At 38.0% G+C, this 23,101-nt stretch carries 19 protein-coding genes; 6 read left to right on the top strand and 13 right to left on the bottom strand.

The genetic code is table 11. The annotated features are described in order from the left end of the window. Positions 1-951: lipase family protein (locus tag ACEW8O_RS06590; protein WP_373493830.1), on the bottom strand; the 951-nt coding region annotated here is incomplete at its 3' end. A gap of 102 nt (positions 952-1,053) precedes the next feature. Beyond that, positions 1,054-1,857, bottom strand: coding sequence for a hypothetical protein (locus ACEW8O_RS06585; protein ID WP_373493829.1), 804 nt, complete (start codon positions 1,855-1,857; stop codon positions 1,054-1,056). Between the two features lie 630 nt (positions 1,858-2,487). On the opposite strand from ACEW8O_RS06585, the gene ACEW8O_RS06580 reads away from it, so the two are divergent. Next, positions 2,488-3,132 carry a sterol desaturase family protein gene (locus tag ACEW8O_RS06580; RefSeq protein WP_373493828.1) on the top strand — a complete coding sequence of 215 codons (645 nt, stop codon included), beginning with the start codon at positions 2,488-2,490 and terminating at the stop codon, positions 3,130-3,132. Between the two features lie 247 nt (positions 3,133-3,379). On the opposite strand, the gene ACEW8O_RS06575 is transcribed toward ACEW8O_RS06580, so the two are convergent. Next, the gene (locus tag ACEW8O_RS06575; protein ID WP_373493827.1) at positions 3,380-3,928 is read right to left on the bottom strand and encodes a ferritin; all 549 of its coding nucleotides are present in this window, start codon (positions 3,926-3,928) and stop codon (positions 3,380-3,382) included. 235 nt (positions 3,929-4,163) lie between these two features. On the opposite strand from ACEW8O_RS06575, the gene ACEW8O_RS06570 reads away from it, so the two are divergent. Further along, positions 4,164-5,504 carry a Gfo/Idh/MocA family protein gene (locus ACEW8O_RS06570; RefSeq protein ID WP_373493826.1) on the top strand — a complete coding sequence of 447 codons (1,341 nt, stop codon included), beginning with the start codon at positions 4,164-4,166 and terminating at the stop codon, positions 5,502-5,504. Between the two features lie 232 nt (positions 5,505-5,736). Here the strand turns inward: ACEW8O_RS06570 and ACEW8O_RS06565 are convergent, their stop codons facing one another. Both ACEW8O_RS06565 and ACEW8O_RS06560 read right to left on the bottom strand, forming a co-directional pair. Next, the gene (locus tag ACEW8O_RS06565; protein ID WP_373493825.1) at positions 5,737-6,297 is read right to left on the bottom strand and encodes a GNAT family N-acetyltransferase; all 561 of its coding nucleotides are present in this window, start codon (positions 6,295-6,297) and stop codon (positions 5,737-5,739) included. 7 nt (positions 6,298-6,304) lie between these two features. After that, positions 6,305-7,429, bottom strand: a complete 1,125-nt coding sequence (locus ACEW8O_RS06560; RefSeq protein ID WP_373493824.1) for a histidinol-phosphate transaminase — start codon at positions 7,427-7,429, stop codon at positions 6,305-6,307. A gap of 223 nt (positions 7,430-7,652) precedes the next feature. On the opposite strand from ACEW8O_RS06560, the gene ACEW8O_RS06555 reads away from it, so the two are divergent. Beyond that, complete coding sequence (locus tag ACEW8O_RS06555; protein ID WP_373493823.1) at positions 7,653-8,444, top strand: hypothetical protein; 792 nt, start codon at positions 7,653-7,655, stop codon at positions 8,442-8,444. A gap of 559 nt (positions 8,445-9,003) precedes the next feature. Here the strand turns inward: ACEW8O_RS06555 and mgrA are convergent. Then, a complete protein-coding gene (gene mgrA, locus ACEW8O_RS06550) occupies positions 9,004-10,020 on the bottom strand; it encodes an L-glyceraldehyde 3-phosphate reductase (RefSeq protein WP_373493822.1) in 1,017 nt (338 codons plus the stop codon). 226 nt (positions 10,021-10,246) lie between these two features. Further along, positions 10,247-11,578, bottom strand: coding sequence for a YfcC family protein (locus ACEW8O_RS06545; protein ID WP_373493821.1), 1,332 nt, complete (start codon positions 11,576-11,578; stop codon positions 10,247-10,249). Positions 11,579-11,963: 385 nt separating this feature from the next. Between ACEW8O_RS06545 and ACEW8O_RS06540 the strand changes: the two genes are divergently transcribed. Beyond that, entirely contained in the window at positions 11,964-12,461 is a 498-nt protein-coding gene (locus ACEW8O_RS06540; protein ID WP_373493820.1) for a DUF6597 domain-containing transcriptional factor, read from the top strand. 568 nt (positions 12,462-13,029) lie between these two features. Here ACEW8O_RS06540 and ACEW8O_RS06535 read toward each other — a convergent pair. The 3 genes from ACEW8O_RS06535 to topA form a co-directional block, all read right to left on the bottom strand. After that, entirely contained in the window at positions 13,030-13,722 is a 693-nt protein-coding gene (locus ACEW8O_RS06535) for an NAD-dependent deacetylase (protein ID WP_373493819.1), read from the bottom strand. Next, positions 13,719-14,696 carry a hypothetical protein gene (locus ACEW8O_RS06530; RefSeq protein ID WP_373493818.1) on the bottom strand — a complete coding sequence of 326 codons (978 nt, stop codon included), beginning with the start codon at positions 14,694-14,696 and terminating at the stop codon, positions 13,719-13,721. The genes ACEW8O_RS06535 and ACEW8O_RS06530 overlap by 4 nt, the downstream gene beginning before the upstream one ends. A gap of 140 nt (positions 14,697-14,836) precedes the next feature. Continuing rightward, positions 14,837-17,158 (bottom strand): type I DNA topoisomerase, encoded by a 2,322-nt coding sequence (gene topA, locus ACEW8O_RS06525; protein ID WP_373493817.1) that lies wholly within the window; start codon positions 17,156-17,158, stop codon positions 14,837-14,839. Positions 17,159-17,313: 155 nt separating this feature from the next. Here topA and ACEW8O_RS06520 point away from each other — a divergent pair, with 155 nt between their 5' ends. Then, complete coding sequence (locus ACEW8O_RS06520; RefSeq protein WP_373493816.1) at positions 17,314-17,799, top strand: histidine phosphatase family protein; 486 nt, start codon at positions 17,314-17,316, stop codon at positions 17,797-17,799. 262 nt (positions 17,800-18,061) lie between these two features. After that, on the top strand, positions 18,062-19,126 hold the full coding sequence (locus ACEW8O_RS06515) for an agmatinase family protein (protein ID WP_373493815.1): 1,065 nt from the start codon (positions 18,062-18,064) through the stop codon (positions 19,124-19,126). A gap of 109 nt (positions 19,127-19,235) precedes the next feature. On the opposite strand, the gene ACEW8O_RS06510 is transcribed toward ACEW8O_RS06515, so the two are convergent. The 3 genes from ACEW8O_RS06510 to ACEW8O_RS06500 form a co-directional block, all read right to left on the bottom strand. Further along, the gene (locus ACEW8O_RS06510; protein WP_373493814.1) at positions 19,236-21,776 is read right to left on the bottom strand and encodes a TonB family protein; all 2,541 of its coding nucleotides are present in this window, start codon (positions 21,774-21,776) and stop codon (positions 19,236-19,238) included. 3 nt (positions 21,777-21,779) lie between these two features. After that, positions 21,780-22,145 (bottom strand): BlaI/MecI/CopY family transcriptional regulator, encoded by a 366-nt coding sequence (locus tag ACEW8O_RS06505; RefSeq protein ID WP_373493813.1) that lies wholly within the window; start codon positions 22,143-22,145, stop codon positions 21,780-21,782. A 357-nt stretch (positions 22,146-22,502) separates the two neighbouring features. Continuing rightward, positions 22,503-23,101: fatty acid desaturase (locus ACEW8O_RS06500; RefSeq protein WP_373493812.1), on the bottom strand; the 599-nt coding region annotated here is incomplete at its 5' end.

Raw genomic sequence — 23,101 nt, 5'->3', positions numbered from 1 at the left:
GTTGCTGGACACAAACTCAGGTTTTTGAAATTCCGGTAAACTTTTTTTAATAAATATACTGGCCTTATCTCCCAAGTATTTTTGAAAATTTCTCTGGGCTTTTCTGGTGGGTTTATCCAATTGGTTAAAAACCCTCCTCATAACAATCCTATCCGGAAATTTCTGTTTTTTGATGGCTTTTTTGGCATTTTTGAAGGGATTCACATCATTGAAATCATCAATGGTCTGTATTGAAAACGGCACCTGAGGAACCCAGTCTGAGGCATTGACCACATTATAGGCCCATCCTTCCTGGGTCAATGATTCAAAATCATAGGCATAATATAAATTACCGGGTTTAGGAGCTGCACTGCAATATGTCTTCCACCTGATTTCGGCCGGGATTTTTTGTTGTTTTTGAAGGTAATTCAGGTGACTCGTCAATAGATATGCGATTCCGCCACCCTGACTGTGTCCTATGATCAAAAAATCCCGGTAACCCTTATGGTACAAGGAGTCAATTTTAGGCAGTATATCTCTGGAAAGAAAAGCTGTACCTACAAGCCAACCAATATGGACAGCCGCTTTATTATCCTCCGCCAATTTATATTCAAACTGGAAATCATTACTGAGATGAAGTTTGCCCTGTGCAGGAACCATACCTGCATAGAAGTTTTCCAGCCAGGAAACAGGATCTACAGTGGTGCCTCTGATACTGATAACAGCTGATTTATGATGCTCAGCTGTCCAAAGATCCCATTTGTTTTTAAGTCCCATTTCGGGAGATTGATATATCATTGTGTGGTTTTCGGGAGCGGGTAACTTATTATAGTAACTACTGTCTCCTGTTGTCCTTGTTGAGATTTTCATCAACTCCAGGTACTCTGATATATCATAAGAAGGAGTGAGATTTTGTGCAGATATTCCACTGAATGGAATCAAAAAAATAATAATACTCAGTATAGTTCTCATTTTAATCTTGATAAAAAAGGTTTAAGCTAATTTAGTTTTAATATTACTGATCGATTGGAAAAATATGAAAAAAATCACAATTAATTAAATATGTGTGATGTATTACCTGATATTTTCAATTTTTTCCTGAATTTTTTTTCGGAGTTTATTGAAAAACCTACTCCTTTCTTTTTCCCCGGTTGAGCTGATCATGGTGGACTTTTTTATCAGGTTGTCGAGATTGAAAAACATGGCATCATTGAATTTGGGATCCATGGAGCCAATAAAATAAAGCACACTGTGATTGAGGTAAGTAATGCGGACATTATCCAACTCCGTGAAAAATGTATTATCCCCGATTATAAACTCATTTATAAATAGATTATAAGAGGCACTTTCAGGAGTTGGGGATTTACCCAAATGATATTTTAACCCAATCTCTGCTTGGTTTTCTAGATGGTTGACTGTTTCGAGCAGTTGATTGTACAAAGTGATGGTCAAATCTTTTGATGGGATCCATCCCATTTCATGATAAATATCGATTTGTCTGATTGTAGCATTAATACCTTCTTCATTCCAGATTTCTGTGGTGGGCAGTTGGTTGTAGAGGTAAATGATTTTGGTGCATATATCTTTTACTTTATAATAAAAAAGGTTGTCGGTGGTAAACTTTTCGTTTTTTAATGACTCATAGAAAAGGATGGATTTCATAAAGAAAAAGAATTTGAAAGAGGCAAGTTCAGGAAAATATAGCTGGTAAAACGGCGGCATATCTTTGACATGGTAATAGATATGCTTGTTTTTTTGAGAATGTAACATTTGAAATTGCTTGAGTACATCCTCTAACCAAAACTCAAAACTATCTTTGGTGAAGGAATTGAGTTTGCCATGTTGGAAAAACTGAATTTGTATTTCTGAGTTTGGCATTTTCAAAAAGGGTTAGAGGTATTTGGTATATAATTTTTTTGAAAAACACACTTATTCTTGAATATAATTTTCGGATAAACAGTATGTGACCGAATAATGCATTGATATTTTAATTGATTACAGTGGATAAGATAAGGGTTTTTGCAAAATTCTTCAAAAAATTTTTACGTGAATAATTTGCGCCAAAAACATATAATATTTTAACAATAAAAATTAAGATTATACCGAATAAAATCAGAGATTCTAGGCTATAACTAATTCAAAAATACTATCTCTTATTTTTTATTGTTTGATTGCAACTCAATAATTTGAGTTCAGACATATATCAGAGGAAATACAAAGAGATTTATTCATTAAAGTCCAAACAGAGTTTTGAAGAATTTACTAAAATATGATGGATCTTTTGGGATTTTTTCAGCAATCAATAATTATTCAATACCGGCTTATCGAAATAGAAAATTTCCTTCAAATCAAATTTTCACCTCCTGATTTTCAATTCGGATATCCTCAGCATGTAGGATAATTTGGTTCTATAATTTTCGATGGGGAAAGTTTCCAAAAATGCTATTTGAAGTAAAAGGATTCTCTCTTTTAAAGAATTAAGTATTTCTCAACAAAACATGTACTGAAATGAAAACGATGACTGAGTTAACAAAAAAGTCAGACAAGATTAAAGAAGTCAGCAGATGTATAGGAACATTTCTGATCATATCAATTTGTCTCGTACTGATTGCAGATTTTATAGCTACCGCTGGATTAAGATATATGGTCTTTTTGGTTTTGGGCTGGCTCACATGGACATTTACCGAATATTTCCTTCACCGGTTCTGGATGCATAATTTTTTCAAAACAAAAGGAAATAAAATATATGATACACATATGAACCACCATAAGCACCCTACGGATATCAAAATAAGTGGTTTTCACAGAATCTTGACTTTTTGGGGAGTGATCATTTTGTTGCCACTATCAATTTATTTGGATAATTATTTCACGGTTTTTACCGGGTTTTATATTGGGTTTATGTTGTACAGCATGCTGCATGTTATTTTGCACAAACCCTGGAGCAGATATATCATGCCTAATCTACAAAAAGCCCATATCCATCACCATGGTAAATATCCAAATAAGGGATTTTCCTTCAGTATTATATTATGGGACTGGATGTTTGGAACACTTCCTCCCAAGGAGGCAAAGATTACCAATAAGATGATTGAATTCTATTTTAAAGAAGAGGACCATGACCATTTACATGGCAAAAAATTCCTGATGTGAGATCTATTAGGGCGTTTATGAAAAATGGTTATCCGGATTTCTGCCAGATTACGTGGTTTTCTTAAAAGTCGGATGACCGAAGACGGATGAGACCGAAGTAGATCACTCTTCTGTCTGAATCCATGTGTTTAATTATGAGAGCGATATTGTCAGGAACATCATGTATATACAAATTATGAAAAAAGCGGGGTTTAGTTCCCGCTTTTATTATGAGTATCAATAAATTACATAGTTTAATCTCTTTAAATTATGCGCCTTCTCCACCCGCAGTAGAATTATGCAATTTTCCCAACTCCTGATCAATTGTCCAAAGTCCAACGCCTTCTTCACCAATGATATCAAATAGCTCCAATGCCCTTCTGGCTATGGTTTCTTCTTCACGCTGTTCGGTCACATACCATTGCATAAAGCTAAATGTCGCAAAATCCTTGGCAACAAAAGCATGATCCACTATGGAATTAATGGATTTGGTAACTTTGATCTCATGCTCAAGAATCAACTCAAATATTTCTCTTAGAGAATTGAAATTATGCCTGATCCCATTGATTTCAGGCTGAATGGCGTGTCCGCCTGCTTCATTGATATAAGTAAAAAGTTTCATCATGTGCATCCTTTCCTCATCAGAGTGTACATATAGATACTTGGCTGCATTGGCATAACCCATCATGTGGCACCAAGATGCCATAGAGAGGTAATATGCAGAGGATTTACCCTCCATTTCAATCTGTTGGTTCAATAATTTCTCAGTATCATGTAGCAATGAACGCTGTAACGTTACGATTTCTCTGTTTTTCATAGTATTATGGTTTTATACAAAATTAACCATTTCCGATTGATATGGTTCCCTACATTAAATTTTTCGAGAAATTTAGAATTGGTATAAGTTTAAACTAAGGGAATTCTTTTATACCATCGGTTTTAAAAGTCTTAATGATATATAATATATTTAAACAAATTTTGGTTTAGCAATTTAGAAGTCTGCTGACCAAAGTTTTTATGTCTCAAGAAAACCTTTAACAATACCCCCAAAAATGAATTCAAGAAGAAAATTTATCCAAAGTAGTTTATTGGCTTCAGCCGGATTATCTATTCCAACATTTGTTTCAGCCGATTCACTGCTCGAATTATCCAAAAAAATTGCTCCCTCAGACAGGCTGAATTTTGCCCTGATCGGGGCCAAAGGAATGGGATGGTCTAATATGAATGCCCATTTAAAAATACCAAATGTCCATTGCATCGGTATTGCAGATATTGATTCCAATGTTCTGGACCAACGGGCAGAAGATGTAAACAAGCTAAGGGACAAAAAACCAAAGATTTATAAAGACTATAGAAAACTCTTGGAAGATAAGGACATAGACGCAGTAATTGTGGGAACTCCTGACCACTGGCATTGCCTCAATATGATCGACAGTTTATCAGCAGGAAAGCATGTATATGTCGAAAAGCCAATTGCCAATACCATAGAAGAATGTAACCTGATGGTGAAAGCCAAACAGCGTTATGGCAAAATGGTACAGGTCGGTCAGTGGCAGAGAAGCGGTAGCCAATATGCTCAGGCCATTGATTATGTCAAGTCAGGTAAACTGGGTCAAATCCGATTGGTCAAAACCTGGGCTTATCAGGGTTGGATGAAACCGGTTCCTGTGGTTCCCGACGGCCCTGTACCTCAGGGAGTGGATTATGACATGTGGTTGGGACCTGCTCCTCAAAGACCATTTAACGCAAATAGATTCCATTTTAATTTCCGTTGGTTTTGGGATTATGCAGGTGGTCTGATGACGGATTGGGGTGTTCATGAGATTGATATTGCACTGTATGCCATGGGTGTCACTGCACCCAAATCGGTGATGGCCTCAGGAGGTAAATTCGCCTATCCGAATGATGCATCCGAGACACCCGATACCTTGCAGACAGTGTATGAATATGATGGTTTCAATATGCTTTGGGAACATGCAACAGGTATAGATGGTGGCAATTACGGCACCACGGAGGGTATAGCGTTTATTGGCAACAATGCAACATTGGTAGTCAATAGGGGAGGTTGGAGAGTGATTCCTGAAACTGAAGCCAAGGAGGGTAAAAGAGTCAATAAAGTGGAGGATGTCCAATTGATCAAACCTGAAGGCAATCCATTGGAACTACATACCCAGGGGTTTGTAAATGCCATCACAAGCAATGACGAAAGCAAATTGACCTGCGGTATCGAAACCGGTAGCATTGCCGCCATCAATGCCCAAATGGGAAACATTGCATACAAAACCGGCAAGAAGGTATATTGGGATGCAGCAAAAGGTCAGTTTAAGGACAAAGAAGCCAATAGATTGATGAAAGCCAACTATCAAAATGGCTGGAAATTGCCAACGGTTTAATTTTTTTTTTTTTTATTAAAATAGCCTGCTTGAATTTCTCAAGCAGGCTATTTATTTTTTGATCAAATGCAGATGATTTAAAATAATAGTGAACAATCCTATCAGGAATAAGTCAAATGAATAGGTAATTTGGTTAATTGCTGTATGTCAGTTACATCGGTCATCCGTCATCGGACAGATTTGACAAGTATAGTTTCTTGTTGTCAAGAATACGTATTACCACTTCAGGGCATTACCAATCATTTTCTCTTTTCACATAATTCCATTCAGATTTTAGGATACTATAATAAATAGTATCTCTTCTGCGGCCCTTGGTCATCAGGGTATGACTTCTCAAAACACCTTCTTCAATGGCACCAATATTTTTCAATGATTTTCTTGCCTGTAGGTTGAGCACGTCGGTTTTAAATTCCACACGTTCCAAATCCAATACCTCAAAACAATGGGTCAACATCAGTTTTTTTACCTGATGGTTTATTCCTGTTCCCTGAAACTCTTTTCCAAGCCAAGTCCATCCAATCTCAAGACGGCTATCTCTTTCAGAAATATTCCCAAAAGCCGAAGCCCCGACTGTCTGCCTTGAATCTTTGTCAATGATAACAAATTGAAGTCTTTCCTTATCAATAGCAGGTTTTGCCCATTCTCTAATTCCATCCAAGCAGGATAGATCATGGGTGTAAAATCTCCACATGTCAGCTTCTGAAGTCAGTGATAAAAGTTCATGAAGGTCATTTTCCTCGATTGGCCGCAACAAAATAATTTCGTTTTCGAGCCTTAAATTAAAATCAATCATAAAACAATTAACCTAAAGTTTCGATCAATGCTTTGTTGAAAAGCTGAACTTCTTCAATGGTACCTGTACTCACCCTGCACCAATCATTGAGTGGAGGAAATGGACGGCCTATAATAATTCCCTTTTCCCGCATTTTATTTGCCAATCCACCGACATCCTGATTGGCATGAAAAAACACAAAATTGGCCTGAGAGGGCAGATAGGGGAGTTTCAATTGATCCAAAGTTGATTCAATCAAATTTCTCGCCTCCTTGTTTTTATCTAAACTGAACTTATAAAACTCTGCATCTTCCAACGCGGCTTTACCGGCTTCAATCGCCATGATATTGGTATTGGCAACTACTCTTTCAGATAATTTGGCTGCGATATCCGGTCTTGCTACCAAATAACCCATTCTTATTCCTGCCAATCCATATACTTTTGAAAGTGTCTTTGAAACAATCACATTCTTTCCTTCTTTTACCAATTGGGTCATAGAAGGATAATTTGGATCCTCGATATAATCACAATAGGCCTCATCACTGAAAACCATTGTTTTTTTGCTGACCGTATTACAGAAATCAAGCACTTCATTTGCAGGAAGGAGTTTGCCTGTCGGGTTATTGGGGTTACACAGGAAAACTAGTTTGGTTTTTGAGGACACCCGCTTTTCAATTTCCTGAAGATCATAATTCAGGCCATTGTCCAAAGGCACCCAATTGATAGTGGCCCCCCAGGTTTCTGCATAAGTCATCAAGGACAAAAAGGTAGGTAAACCGGAAATAATCTCATCTCCAGGACCAGCATAGGTAATCCCGGTAATTTTCAAACCTTCTGTTGAACCTGCTACAAGCACAATATGGTCCGTAGGAACCCCTTCTTTGGCAGCGATCATTTTTTGAAGACTACTATTAAAAGTCCAAGGATACCTACAGCCAAGGTCAAATGCCTCTTCCATTGCCTTCCTGACTTTGAGGGAAGGGCCGTATGGGTTTTCGTTGGAGCCTAATCTGACAAGAGAATCAAGAGGTCTTGGATTGAATTTCCTGACTTCTTCAGCTGAAAGAGCAGAAATCGCACCCTTTCCGGTCAATAAAGCAGTACCACCTAAGAAAGAGGCGCTTTTCAACCATTGTCTTCTTGATAATTTCATAGTATTCTAAATTAAATTGAAAATGTAGTAAGATATAGGTTTTATTCCTAATGGTAAATCTGATAGGACTTGAAAAGGGTAAAAATATACATAAAAAGAGAGCGTTTTACCAAAGCTGTAATTATCATAAAAAAAAGATTGATGAAATTATAATTTTCAAAATATAATTCCTAAATTTTATGGATTAGTTACCAAAAGATGCTAGACTTAAAATAATCAGACAATGAAAAAAATAAGTATTCTATTGTTCCTGGGTATCTTCGCCTACAATCTGGCCCAAGCCCAACAGACGCGCTACTTGGTTTTTGAATTCTTCAAAGTGGAATCCAATCAAACGTATGATTTTATTGAGTTCAAGGATTTCATGGATAAGGTATACCGCGCCGCTGTAAATGACAAAAAAATCCAAGGTTGGGATTTTTGGTCCTTACAATCAGGTGCAGACCCAAGTGAATTCCAATATATCACCATTACTTATTTCAAAGATCCGGTTTCCATGATGAATGGGCTTACCGAGGATGATATGGTGAGATATGCCATGATTGCTTATCCCCATCTTACAGAAAGACAGGTTAAGGAAAAATTTGATGATGCAATAAATAGCAGGGATTTGGCCCAAAGAGCTTATATGCAGGAGATTGCTTCCACAAAAGATAATTTTCAGTTAAAGACCGGTACACTGGCCTCCTTTGACATGATGAGAGCTGTGGAAGGACAGTTCAGTGTATATGAAAAAGCCGAGAAAGAAGTTTTTTTGCCTATTCACCAGAATAGAATTGAAAAAGGTTTGATGGGTAGTTGGAGTTTATTAAGAACAGCGCTGCCCATGGGCAGCGAAGCAAAATCTACTCACTTGACCATGAACATTTACAAAGATTACGTACAGTTTTTCAATGCACAGGAATATGATGATATGGAATCTACGGCAGAACAGCAAGCAGCTATTGAAAAAGGCCTTAAATCCCGGGACCAAAAATTTATCTATCTGGCTACTTTGGAAAATGCAATAAGGTAAATTATAAAATTCCAAAGCCACAATAAAAGAAAATTTTATTTGAACCACAAAAGTGACAAAAGGGTACAAAAGTTACTGAATATCAACTTTTAGTGATTTAGTCTTTTGTCTCTTTTTGTTTCTTTTGTGGTTCCATTATTTTTTTGTTAAAACAATAAAGCTAGCCAATTCGGTTAGCAATGAAGTAATCGGAGTAGCCGTCACCTGATCCCGATGGCTATCGGAGAAGCATCTAAGAGGAACAGTAAATGAAAAATTTAACATAGAACCTTTTGAGATTCCTCGTACCTACCAATGAGAGATTTAGAAATGATGGTTTAGAACTATGAATAGCATTCAAATCTTGTAAATGACTTGGCCTTGTCACCTCGACGTCAGGAGAGGTCTGCAGCCCGATTTGATGTCATTACCTTTTCTGAACATTTACAAAATGTTAATTACTCGGGATGACGAGAAACCTGATGTCATTACTTTTTATGAACAATTTCAAAATGTTGGGGAATCGCAATGACGAGCCCCATCTTCTTGGCTCTCGTTTCTCGCATCTCGTCTCTAAACTCTAAACCAATATCTTCTGAATTTCCGCTAATTCAGTTTCCGTAAAGTTCAGGTTTTTAACCGCATTTACATTATCTGTTAATTGTTCAGGTTTGCTAACTCCGACCAATACAGTGGTAATCCTCTCGTCTTTCAGCAACCAAGCAATAGCCATTTGAGCCAAACTCTGACCACGGTTCAAGGCGATTTTATTCAGAGCACTTACTTTGGACAATACTTCATCAGAAATCTGACTTTCTTTGAGATACCTACCGTCTTTTGCAATCCGGCTGTCCTCAGGAATTCCATCCAGATATTTGTCCGTCAACACTCCCTGTTCCAAAGGAGAAAAAGCGATTGACCCAACTCCCTTTTCACCAATGACATCCAAAAGTCCTTTTTCTACCCAGCGGTCAAACATGCTGTAGCGTGGTTGATGGATAAATAAAGGGGTGCCCAGGTCCTTTAATAGTTGATGTGCCTTGGCAGTATCTTCTGCACTGTATTGCGAAATACCCACATAAAGCGCTTTTCCTTGCCTGACGATATGGTCAAGCGCACCCATGGTTTCTTCCAGAGGCGTTTCAGGGTCAGGTCGGTGATGATAGAAAATATCCACATAATCCAGCCCCATTCTTTTCAAACTCTGATCAAGGGAAGCGATAAGATATTTTCTTGAACCCAGATTACCATAAGGTCCGGGCCACATATCCCAACCGGCCTTGGTGGAAATTATCAGTTCATCCCGGTAGGGCCTGAAATCCTTTTCCATGATCCTGCCAAAAGTTTCCTCGGCAGAACCATACGGAGGACCATAATTATTGGCCAGGTCAAAATGGGTGATGCCAAAGTTAAAAGCCTGCCTCAAAATGGTTCTGGCATTCTTGAAATCAGCATTGTGACCGAAATTATGCCAAAGACCCAAGGAAATCAAAGGAAGTTGGATACCGCTTTTGCCACACCTCCTGAAAGGCATCTGTTCATATCGGGAATCATTGGCTATATATTTGGGAAGAGGTTGATTGTCATTGATTTTCATGTAGAATTTGGTTGATTATTTTGAATAGAAACTTTTAAGATTTAAAGTTATTCAATATATCCTTTTTTACCTGAAATCAAAAGGTATAGGATAATCAATAATGTTACATTTATCTATGTGTTCTATCATTCTATGTGGTAATTAATCCTTCCTTTTTTTTGTGTTTTTAGAGTCTTAGCCAATTATTTTTTGTGGTGTAATTTTATGGAGTAGGAAATTATGAGGTTTACAGTAAAAAAATCCCTAAAACGACCGAAATTCCGGCAAAAGCAAAAATGACCAGAATTGGTTTCCATGCAAATTTGATCCATTCTTTATAAGAGATACCGGCGGCAACCAGGATCGCCATCAATCCACCGTTACTCGGGGTGACCATGTCCATGATACCTGCACCATACTGATAAGCCAGGACAACCACCTGCCTTGACATCCCGATCAGGTCTGCAATTGGGGTAAGCAAAGGCATGGTCAGGACCGCCTGTCCTGATGTACTGGGAACAGGAATATGCAATAAAGCCTGTGCAATCATCATCCCAAAAGCTGACAGCCCTAAAGGAAGACCTTCCAATGGATTGAAGAGCGCATATATAATGGTGTCAATGATCTGTCCTTCCTGCAGGACCAAATAGATACTTCTCGCCAACCCAACGATAATCCCTGCAAAAATCAATTCTGCAAATCCCTCCGCATATGCTTTGGCAGTTCCGTTGATCCCCAATTTACCAATGATTCCTGTTGCCAATCCCAAGGCAAAAAATATCGCCGACATTTCATTATAGTCCCAATCCCAGTTACTTAATCCATAAATCATCACCGCAAAGGTAATTGCAACCAAAACAAGGATAAGGCTATGGGAAATGGTTAATTTGCCCGGTATTTCGTTTTGTTCTGTAGTGTCAAAGGAAGTATCTTTTCCATTCTTGATCATATAAAATATCCAAAAACCCAAGGCAAATATAAAAAAGACCATTCGGTACATGCCACCGGAAAATACAGGTACCTCTGCGATCTTCTGAGCTATAATTACTGAAAATGGATTGGTAGGTCCAAATGATCCTCCTATGATCGCGGAACCCAGACAAATTCCTACTATAGCTATTTTAGTGTATCCGATTTTACGGCTGAGGACCAGCAGCAAGGGAACCATGGCTATGATTTCTTCCTGCAACCCATTCAATGTCCCTGCAGTGGCAAATAGCATCCCGACCAATGCCAGTAAAAAGGTTTTACCGTTTTTAAACCGATGAATCAAGGCTTCCAGACCTGATTTAAATGCCCCTGTTTTGTCCACCACATAAAATGCCCCTCCGATGATCAAAATCAAAACCACCACTTCAGCGCCTTCAATAATTCCCTCAGGGACACTGAGAAACATTTTCCCGATGCCCACAGGATTGTTTTCCACAGTCTGATAGCTGCCCTGAACCACAACTTCTCTTCCTGTCCTTTCATCCAAAACCCTATCATAAGAACCCGCAGGAATCAGATAAGTGAGTATCGTTGAAAACACCACAAATGCCAGCATAATGATCATGGGGTGGGGGAAGGAGAGTTTCATGTTCTGGGCAGGGTTTTATTTGAAAAGTAAAAATATCGGAATTTTCGGTTTTCTAGTTGCTCAAAACCACATCAAAGCAAATATCTATGACCGGAAACTATGTGCTCTATAAATCTATGTGGTTTTCATTTTTACAGAGGAGTAAATCTTTTGTTTAAATCACTTGGCTTTGCCTGGTTTAACTAGAAGATCAAGGAAATAAAAGTAATAAAAATGGAAAGAAAGGTAGTGGGGTGAATACAATTTGGTTGCATTTGTCTAAGTTCTCTCTAAATTAATTGATATAAAAATTGCTACACAGGGAAACTTTTTATGGTAGTAAAAGTTGTCTTGATATAAGTATTTATTAAATTAGTTAGAGTGTTATTTCTATACGTTTTTGACTATGAATAATATTGTTTCATTTAATTCTGATGATTCCCTTTCAGCCTATATCAGTGGTTATTTTTATGCTACAAATCATTTTGAAAAATTCGCAAATCAATTCTATACACCAAAAGGTACAGCTGCGATAACCATCGCCTTGGAGATCAATTCTAATTCATGTCTCATTTACCCGGACAAAACCTCAAAAATATATTTTGAAAAATTTGAACCTTATTTATTTGGGCAAACGAGTAAAATAGCTATCTCCAATTTTGAGGATAGATTTGATCTCTTTGTTATTGTATTTACACCGACCGGTCTTTTTCATTTTTTGGAAGGTCCCGCCAGTCAGATGACGGACAGGGTTTTGCCTCTTGACCATATAGGTTTTCCTGATTTTCACCAAAAACTTAAGAATCTATTCGAAACCAATACTGAGATTGAAACCTGTATAGAAAAGGTCAATCAATTTTTGATAGATCATTTCAATTCACATCCATGGTTCCGGGAGCATTGACTTTTTCCGGAGCCATTTTTTATTTTTTTATAAAGCTGTTTTACAGCGTTTGGTTGACCACTATATAAATGTGAAGGGTGTTGAAAAAAATCTATTTATTACCACATAGGCCGATAGACCACATAGTTTTTCACTAACATATAATACAGAATGATTCTAGTTTAAACCTTTTTATTCTCTTTACTTGAAGGTCATGGTTTAATTTATTAGTTTTGATCAAGGTTGTTTAATTCAATACTATAAAGGATGAAATTACATAAAATTATTCCCTCATTTTTTATATTCCTTTTAATGTTTGGAAGTAGGTGAGGGGCCTGAAATGCTTCCCAGTATTCTTGATTTTATCGCCACTGAGAAGGGCTTGGAAGTATTGGTAACATTCTTGAAAGGATGAATATGGACCGGGAAAATACAGTGGTGTCACTTTTTATAGAAGGAAATGAAATTTCGGAGCGTGCACAGATTGGAATGCGGCACTTATTACAGGAACAGGTGGAGGAATTTACCAATAAATAGTTTCTAAAAGGCAGTAATACCCGAAGGGCCTGCACCGATGACGGCTACTCTTTTAAGTATATTTTGATATGAGTTCTTTGGACATCACTGCTGTTCCAATTGAGGCCTTAGCTTCAATTGGCTTCAAATTATCAAAAAATCCTGTTTCAGGAACTTTGACATCAATGATGTATTTTAAGCTTTTCTTAGGAGCATATTGGATAAGTCCTGCGGCCGGATATACTAACATGGATGTTCCGATCACTGCAAATATATCTGATTCCATGGCCGCCTCGATAGCAGGTTCCATCATAGGGACCATCTCTCCAAACCAAACAATAAAGGGTCTCAATTGACTACCTTTTTCACATTTGTCTCCCAGTTTGATTTCCCAGCCATCCATGTCATACACCAAAGAGGGATCGATTGTACTTTGGGATTTAAACAGTTCTCCGTGTAGATGGATGATTTTAGAGGATCCGGCTTTCTCATGTAGGTGATCCACGTTTTGGGTGACGATGGTGACATCAAAATATTTCTCCAATCTTGCCAGTTCCAAATGTGCTTCATTGGGTTCGACAGTCAAGGCCTGTTTCCTCCTTTGATTATAAAAGTCAAGTACAAGCTCCCGGTTTTTTCTCCACCCTTCCGGGGAGGCTACCTCCATCACATCATGTCCCTCCCAAAGCCCGTTGCTGTCCCTAAATGTAGCAATGCCACTTTCAGCAGAAATACCGGCACCTGTTAACACCACTAATTTCTTCATTCTTTACTTTCCTCAATGACTTCTTTTTCCATCTTCTTTTTAATAAACTGTCCGCCACCTATTGCACCAAATACCAAAATCAAGTACGGAATTAGCATCTGAATATAAGTAAAATTGCTCAGGTCTTTGACCATGGCAAATGCAAATGCGGCCAACCAAGAAACCATTGAAACCCCGCCGACCGAAAAAGCGATTCTTTTGAGGTTTTGATCTTCTTCGATATCTTCTTCAATCAGTGAAAGTTTTTCGATTTTGGGCATCATATAAAAATTAAGAAAGACACCATTGATACTCAACACCAGCACTGCGGTCATTTTCATGAGAAACCTGGGGTTATTGTTATATCCTGCAATATCTGTTAGGTACATGGCAGTACCTGTCACGAAAAGCAATACCAGACCTAATATGATGATTTCGGAGATTAGGTGCATGATAACTGCCTCAGAGGAGTTGATCTGAAAGTTACGGAGAAAATGAAAAATCAACATATCCAAAATCATTGTACCGCCGACACCAAGTATCATTCCCAACAAATGAAAGGTCAAAAGGTATTCGATAGCATTTGCCATCTTCAATACGGGATGTGTCATGGAAAGATAGACAATGGCCGCAATCCCCCCATTTAAAATAACATAAACAAGTGTAGGCCATTTGAATACTACCGCTGTTACAAATCCCATACTAAACTTGAACATAAATATCAGAAAAGCACAAGCAGAGACTAAGAAAAAGGCAAGGTTTAACTTTTCGGGATTTCCGACGAAAATCCAATCTACAACAGCCGCTAAGATCATCAACCCAAAATAGCCAATGACCAATTTTTCATAAGGAATTTTTAGTATATACATTCCTTTGAGATGGTCCAATGCATCATCTTCTTTGACCTCGGTTCTGATACGGCTCTTATATTGAAAAATTGCAAGAACAAGTCCTGATATGGAAAGCAATAAGATGCCGATTGTATAAAAGTTCATAAAGCATTTGTTTGGTTTGCCTTAAGTTACTGAATAAACCCAAAATTTAATAATCTGAAACTTCGACAAGTAAGATTTATACAAAATGATTATGAAAACATATAAAAAAAAAGCGGGACTTTTCAGACCCGCTTCATGTTTTAAGCTTTTTTCTTTGTGAACTTTCCTTTTTTCTTTATCGGTTGATTCTCAATTATTTCTATGGTTTCATCGTAAGTAAGACTTTCCGCTTCTTTTCCTTTAGGAATCTTGAAGTTGTTTTTCCCCATTTTGATATAGGGTCCCCATCTACCGTTTAGAATCTCGATTTCAGGATTTTCAGTAAAAGACTTAATGTGCTTTTTCTCATCCGATTCCCTTTTGTCTTTTATCAGTTGAACGGCTTCTTCTTCTGTGATACTCAAAGGATCCTGTTCCTTACCAAGAGAGACAAACTTGCTATCATGACGTAAATAAGGGCCAAATCTGCCGATCGCAGCCACAATCTTTTTATCTTCAAAATTGCCTACATCTCTCGGAAGTTTGAACAGTTCCATGGCATCATCCAAAGTGATGTTTTCGATAAACTGCCCCTTCTTCATACTGGCGAACTGTTTCTCTTCATCATCTTGCTCACCTATCTGAACCAAAGGACCAAACTTACCCAATCTGGCAATGACCTTTTTTCCTGTCTTCGGATCTGTTCCAAGTTCTCGTGAATTATTGATGTCAGCCCTGGCAACATTGGCAGTCAATTCGACTCTGGTGTGAAATTTTTCATAGAAATTCCCGATCATATCCTCCCAATTTTGGCCTCCCTGTGCAATATCATCAAACTCTTTTTCCACTTTAGCGGTGAAAGAAAAGTCGATCACATTGGGGAAATGCTCCACCAAAAAGTCATTCACAACCATGGCGATATTGGTAGGGAAGAGTTTATTTTTATCCGCTCCTGCGATTTCCTTTTTGGTCTGTTTGGAAAATTGCCCATTGGAGACTTTCATTTCAACAAAATCACGCTCAGTACCGTCCCTGGACTCTTTGATGACATACTCTCTTTTTTGTATCGTGGAGATGGTGGGGGCATAAGTGGAAGGACGACCAATCCCCATTTCTTCCAGTTTCTTCACCAATGAGGCTTCCGTATATCTTGGAGCAGGTCTTGTGAAAGTTTCTTTTCCTTTCAGTTCCAATAAATTCAACAATTCACCGATACTCAATGGAGGCAACAAGCCTTTATTGCCGTTTTCCTCGTCATCCGGTTCATCGTCGGTATCTTCAAGATATACTTTCAAAAAACCTTCGAATTTGATTACTTCGCCCGAAGCGATGAGTTTTTCGGGAGTAGTGGAAATTTTGATTGTGGCGACTGTCTTTTCCAACTGTGCATCGGACATTTGGGAAGCAATCGCTCTTTTCCAGATCAGTTCATAAAGTCTTTGCTCATTCCTTTCTCCTGAGGTATCATGCTTGGAAAAATCCGTAGGCCTGATGGCTTCGTGTGCTTCCTGCGCGCCTTCAGATTTGGTAGTATATTTTCTGGATTGATGGAAATCAGAACCGTAGGAAGAATTGATTTCGTTTTTCGCAGCCGTCATAGCGTCATCGGAGAGGTTGACGCTGTCTGTTCTCATATAAGTGATTTTCCCTGCTTCATAGAGCTTTTGGGCTACAGACATGGTCTGTGCCACAGAGAATCCCAATTTTCTACTCGCCTCCTGCTGCAATGTGGAAGTGGTAAAAGGTGCCGCAGGAGATTTTTTCCCCGGCTTCTTCTCAAGATTTTCAATGGTGAAATCCCCACCGATACATTTCTTCAGAAAATCCTCAGCTTCCTGCTGACTGTCAAACTTCTTGGGAAGCTCTGCAGATAGTGTTTTACCCTTGACATCAAAAAGGGCCGTAATTCTGAAAGAGGATTTTGTGTTGAATTTTTCAATTTCCCTCTCTCTTTCTACAATCAATCTGACAGCAACGGACTGTACCCTTCCTGCCGATAACCCTGCTTTGATTTTTTTCCAAAGGATTGGGGAAAGCTCAAATCCCACCAACCTGTCCAAAATCCTTCTCGCCTGCTGTGCATTGACCAAATCGATGTCAATCTGTCTTGGATTAGCAATTGCCTTAAGGATGGCATTTTTAGTGATTTCTCTGAAAACAATCCTTTTTGTCTGTTCATCTTTAAGTTTCAAAACCTCTTTTAAATGCCAGGAAATGGCTTCTCCTTCGCGGTCATCATCACTTGCCAGATAAATCATTTCTGAATCCTTTACAAGACTTTTCAATTGCTTGATGACTTCCTTTTTATCCGGAGTTACCTCGTAGGTTGGTTTGAAGCGGTTTTTTATATCAATAGCATTATCACCTTTGGGCAAATCCCGCACATGTCCATAACTGGAGGCTACCTTAAAATCCTTTCCCAGGTATCCTTCAATTGTTTTCGCTTTGGCAGGCGACTCCACTATTACTAGATTTTTTGACATAATCAGTTTATTTAAAAGAATGGTTTGCTTTTTGCAACCCACATAAAATCCTAAAAATAGACTTCAATATATTGCTATCCAAATAATACTTGAAATCATGTTTTTATATTTTAAGTATAATTACGAAATTCACATTTAAGAAAATGTTTCCAAAAATGGCTGAACCTAAAATTTTATATGTTTTGAGACATGGCGAGGCAAAGCCGGGAATTGGTGTCAGAGGGGATTTTTTAAGAGAACTGACAAATGGAGGAAGACAGCAGTTACAAAGGCTTGCGCAACACCTAAAATCAATAGATTTTCAAACTGATCTGATTTTGGTCAGCCCTGCCAAACGTACCCAGCAATCCCTCGAGATCCTGACTTCCACATTGGCAATCAATAACAATCAAGAAACTCATGATGGGATATTTGATGCCGAACCTCAAACACTTTTGGAGATCATCAATAACATCAACCAGCCAAGCAATCACATTCTATTGGTTGGCCATAATCCCGGAATCAGTTCACTTGTGGCTTTTGTTTCGGGCCAAAACTATATCAGTATGAAGCCCGGAATGATGGCTGTTCTGGAAATTCTGGTGAATGACTGGAAATCCTTAGGGGGCAATACCGGAATTTTGAAGGAGATATTGCAATAGTTAATCTGCCAGGCAATTTTGTAGCGATTTAATAATGTATGGATATTAATTGATACTATTTAGGCAGGATGCTATTGCTGTAAGATCAGGCCAATTGTTCGTTCATTAAAATCACAGGCACCATATACACTGACTGTTCAATGAATACAGTTGAGGAATTTTTTGGTTTGGGTATGTAATGTTTTTAGTTTTGTGACAAGGAGTTTTTCGTGTTTGGAGAATTTTCCTGCTTTTTTTATCCTAAAATATAAAACCATTTAAGATGTTGAAACATAAACAAATTGATAACTTTGATCCTAATGGGGTCTCAATGAATGAGGGGATTTTTGGATTGCCGTTTGATGAAACCACGGCAGAAATGATCATTATACCTGTCCCTTGGGAAGTTACTGTTTCCTATTCACCCGGAACTGTTCAAGGTCCGGAAGCTGTCTTAAATGCCTCCTATCAAGTTGATCTTTATCAGAATGATATACATGATGCCTGGAAAATGGGCATCTACATGCTTCCCATTCCTCAGGATTTGTTTGATAAAAGCAATAGCTATAGAATATTGGCCAAAAATTATATTGCCTGGCTGGAGTCCGGTGCATCGCAGGATTCGATAGAAAGGTTTGGAGCAGTTCCCGGTATCATCAATACGGCCTGTTCTGAAATGAACGATTGGGTGTATGAACAGGTGAAAAAATTCCGGTCTATGGGTAAAATGGTGGCTTTGCTCGGAGGTGACCACAGTACACCTTTGGGCATGATCAAAGCGCTTGCAGAGGAATTCGAGAGTTTTGGGATTTTGCAGATCGATGCCCACGCAGATCTGAGAAAAGCCTATGAAGACTTTGATTATTCACACGCCTCAATCAGTTACAATGCACTGAAATTGCCTCAGGTAAGCAAACTTGTGCAAGTAGGAATCAGGGATCATAGTCATGCGGAGGCTATTCTTGCAAAGGAGAACAATAGAATTCAAACATTTTACGATAAGGATATCAAAGAAGACCTTTACGAGGGAAAAGCTTGGAAAGTGATCTGTGATGACATTGTCGAACAATTACCCGAAGATGTATATATCACCATTGATATTGATGGCTTTGACCCAAAACTTTGTCCGAATACAGGAACGCCGGTGGCGGGCGGATTTGAAATGGAACAGATACTCTATCTGATGAAGCAGGTAGTCAAGAGTGGAAAAAAGATCATTGGATTTGACTTGGTAGAGGTTGCCCCTGGCCCCGAAGGGGATGAATGGGATGGCAATGTTGGGGCAAGGATCCTGTACAGGATGGCAAATCTCTATGCAGCATCACAAGGGAAATTGAAATTGATTTAAAATTGATATGATTATCTGCCTGTCTGAAGGTTCCGTAGGTCCCTTTTAAGGGATTAAAATAAAGCCATTGCAAATTGATTTTGCAATGGCTTTATTTGAAAACGTTATTTCAATTTTTGGTAGTAATAAGTATTACTCCATTTCCCACTCTGCTTCCATATAGATGGAGCAGGCTGTTTGCTTTTTCACCTTTCAAAACCTCTACTGTTTTGATCTGTTCCGGTTTGACCATATTATCCAATTTTCTGCCCAATTCGGGGTAGGCTACTCCATCAATTACGAACAAAGGATCAGAAGACTGGATTTTTTCAGTTTCATACATTTTTATCTTAGAAAATGGACTTCTGTCTTCTGCAAAATATCCAGTCACCACGACTTCATTTTCCATATTCAATATCTGTCCCATCGTTTGTTGTCCACCAATTCTAAAAGTAACGGGAAAATTTACAATGTAAGAATTTTCTTTTCCATTTACTTTCCAATTTGGGGCATTTTCAAGAACTCTAAAAACTTCATCATCTAAAATTGGGGAAACCCCCTTGGTAATGGAATATGATTTTATTTTGCCGTTTTCATCCAAATGAACTCTTGTAAATACCGTACCAAATTCCTTATTATTCTGTGCCTCTAAGGGATATTTTAGGTTTATTGACATGTGTTTATTGAAGGCTTCTGAAGCTTTGGCAGGATTTCCATCACTTAAAGACTCTGAGACAAATTGGTCACTTGGAAGCTTAAACCTTACCGGGAGCCTCATCCTGACATTTACTTTCTGTCCACGATGCTGACCCGGTATCCAATCCGGAGACTTGGATATGAGTCTGAGTACTTCCTCGTCACAACCTGCCCCAATCCCTCTTAGAATTTCAGGTTGATCGATTGTTCCATCTTTGTTTATTACAAATACAACATAAACTGTACCTTCCACACCCATTTGTTTTGCCGTCTTGGGATATTGGATATTTGATTTGATCCATTCATTCCAAGCCTCTATTCCTCCCTCAAATTCGGGCGCTTTTTCGACCACATCAAAAACCGTATTTTCTGTGATCTCAAAGTTGCTGTTCAATGCAGGAGTAGGGGAGGAATTAAAAAACCTGTGTGAATCCGTGGATGACATCGCACTCCCATAAAATGCAAAGGATGCCGTCAAAACCATATCAACCGGCTTTTCATTGAACCTAGCGGCTTTCCATTTATTTTGAGATTCTTTCAGGACAACTTCCAATATTTGTTTGTCAACCCCGCCACCGTAACTTCTTTTAATAATAGGGTTTTGAACTTCCCCTTCTTTGGATACCACAAATTCAATCTCAATTACTCCACCAAGTCCTAAATCCAATTCATCCTTTGGGACATCTATCTGTGTGATTATTGATTTGTTCCATTCCTCCATTCCCATAGCAGGTTCGGCAGGTGTATCGACCTGATGTTTGAATCTTGCATTGGGATAGGATTTGGTGATTTTCGAAGTGGTTCTCAGGTTATTGATAAGCCCCCGTACCTTGATATAATCTTCATCTGATCTAATCCCTGAAAATTCATATTGTAATTCACCTATCTGTGCTGTCAATCTTTCATTATCTCTAGCACTGATATATTCATAATGAAGCGGGGTTTTCAATTTTTTGACTTTAATTCCTACTTCGAGAGAATCCTGTGACACGAGGAGCATTTTTTTGATTTCTTCAATATTTTCCGTAATGCTAAATGGAAGTATCTTCCCAGTTTCTGTTTTCATTGATACCAATGCCAAAAGCATCAGGGAAAGCGGGACAACCATAGCGGTTTTCAGCCAATTGATTTTTTTAGGATTCTTCATCATCATAATTCTTTTAAGGGTTGTAGATCTAATGAAATAGTTACCAATAGGAAGATCAATTCCCTTAAATGCCATTTTGACGATCAGTTTTGGATAGTTTTCGCTGTTTTGTGATTTTCTGATTACATTTTCATCTGCAAGATATTCATGCACATCAATCAATGCTGACCGCATCAAATGAATTGCCGGGTTAAACCAAAAAATAATACTCAATATCTGGTAATACATCACATCCCAGGAATGTCCCTGTCGGATATGTTCAATTTCGTGTTTGATGATTTGTTCCTTTTCATGAGTCTTTAATTCTTGGGTATCATCCCAAAAAAGTTTGTTGAAATATGAAAAGATGGGGGTCAACCCAAATGTTGGAATCAAAAAATAATTGTGCTTAAGATTGAATTTAGTCTGGTACCACCCTCTTTCCCAAATCATCCTTAGTTGTACAAAATTCCAGAATAATCTGAAGGACAATAAAAAAATGATGGTCAGGTAAAAGAATATCAGGTAATCCTTAATTTCCCATAACAAGGGTAATTTGGAGCTCTGAACAGTGACTTCAGGTAGCCCAAAAGTGGCTACGAAATCATCGGGCGTTGACTGTATGGTCAACGCCCGAAAAAACTCCGTTTGTTCCAATGATATACCTGGCTTATCAAAACTTACCGGAATGCTGATCAAAGGGAAAAGCATTGCCAAAATTGGTGTAAGCAGGATAAAGAACCTTGTTGCTTTAAAAGCTTTTTCATTTCTGAGGAATACGAAATAGACTCCAAAGAAAAACAAAAGACAAAAGGTGCTTTGCCAGATATAATCAATCAAAGTAGCCATTGGCTATTTTTTTACATCTTCTTTTACTTCATCCATGATTTTTTCAAGTTCTTTGATGTTAAGATTTTTGTCTTTAGCAAAGAATGAAGCCATTTTGGAGAATGAACCACTGAAATAACCCGATAAAAGGTTTTTAATGGTGAAGCTACGATATTCGTCTTTGGTAACTATAGGAAAATATTCATGTGATTTTCCATACGCCTTGTGGTTGACGAATCCTTTCCTTTCAAGGATGCGGACAATCGTGGAAACCGTGTTGTAAGCCGGTTTTGGTTCTGACATTTTTTCCAGGATATCTTTGACAAAGCCTTTCTCGATATCCCATAGAATTTGCATGATCTGCTCTTCTGCTCGGGTTAGTGATCTCATATTGTTTAAGTTTAAATACGACTACAACTTATCCATTTAGTTTTTAAAAAACAAGTAAAGGAATAAATCTTTCTATTGGTAACTGTAAATTTAAGTAAAAATTTTTAGTTTAAAAAATGTTTTGTTAGTTTAAATTAAAAATTAAGTAGATTTTTTCTTGTAAAACAATTTACATTATCGGTATTGAAAAATTTTATATATAAAAGAAAAAAATCTTTCGGAACGAAAGATTTTTTAACGTAATACTACATTTTTAGGAAGTACACTTAAGGAAGGGGATTTTCAGAGATGTTCAGAAAATACAATGAAATTCAGAAAGAAAACTGAGATCCAGTTTGACTTAAAAGATGAAGCTGATCATGCTGTTTTTAACCTTATTATCCCCGTTGCATGCAGCAACTTTACAATAGGGTAGGTGGGATCAAACTCATACCATTTGACTGCAAAGTTTGCCCTGTTGGGGAGTCTATGGTGATTGTTCTGGAACAACTCTCCCAACATCAATAAATCTAACAGCAAGCTGTTTTTGGATTTGTCATTATTGTCAAAATTGGCATATCCATATTTATGACCGCTCCAATTTACGATGGCACCATGTACAGGTCCCATCATCAAATGAATGGGAAGTAAAAAGTACATCCACCAATGTGTCCCAGCCAATTCAAAAACGGAAATACTCAGTACATATACCAATATGTAAAACAAAGCCCAACCGACCCTGATTACCATGGAATCAGCAAAGCGGTCAAATTTATTCCAATCAGGAACATCTTTGGAAAATCGTTCCTCAGGCTTCAATTTGAAACTAAAATAGTCATTATATATATTTTTGGTTTTCCACATCATTGTAAACAGGTTCTCTGTATGATGGGGGCTATGGGGATCTTGTGGGGTGTCACTATAGGCATGGTGCATCCTGTGAAGAATAGCGTAAGCCCTTGGGGATAAATATGAAC

Source organism: Aquiflexum sp., from assembly GCF_041749095.1.
Classification (GTDB): Bacteria; Bacteroidota; Bacteroidia; order Cytophagales; family Cyclobacteriaceae; genus Aquiflexum.
The sequence above is the reverse complement of the archived record's forward strand: the minus strand, read 5'-3'. Positions and strand labels throughout refer to the sequence as shown.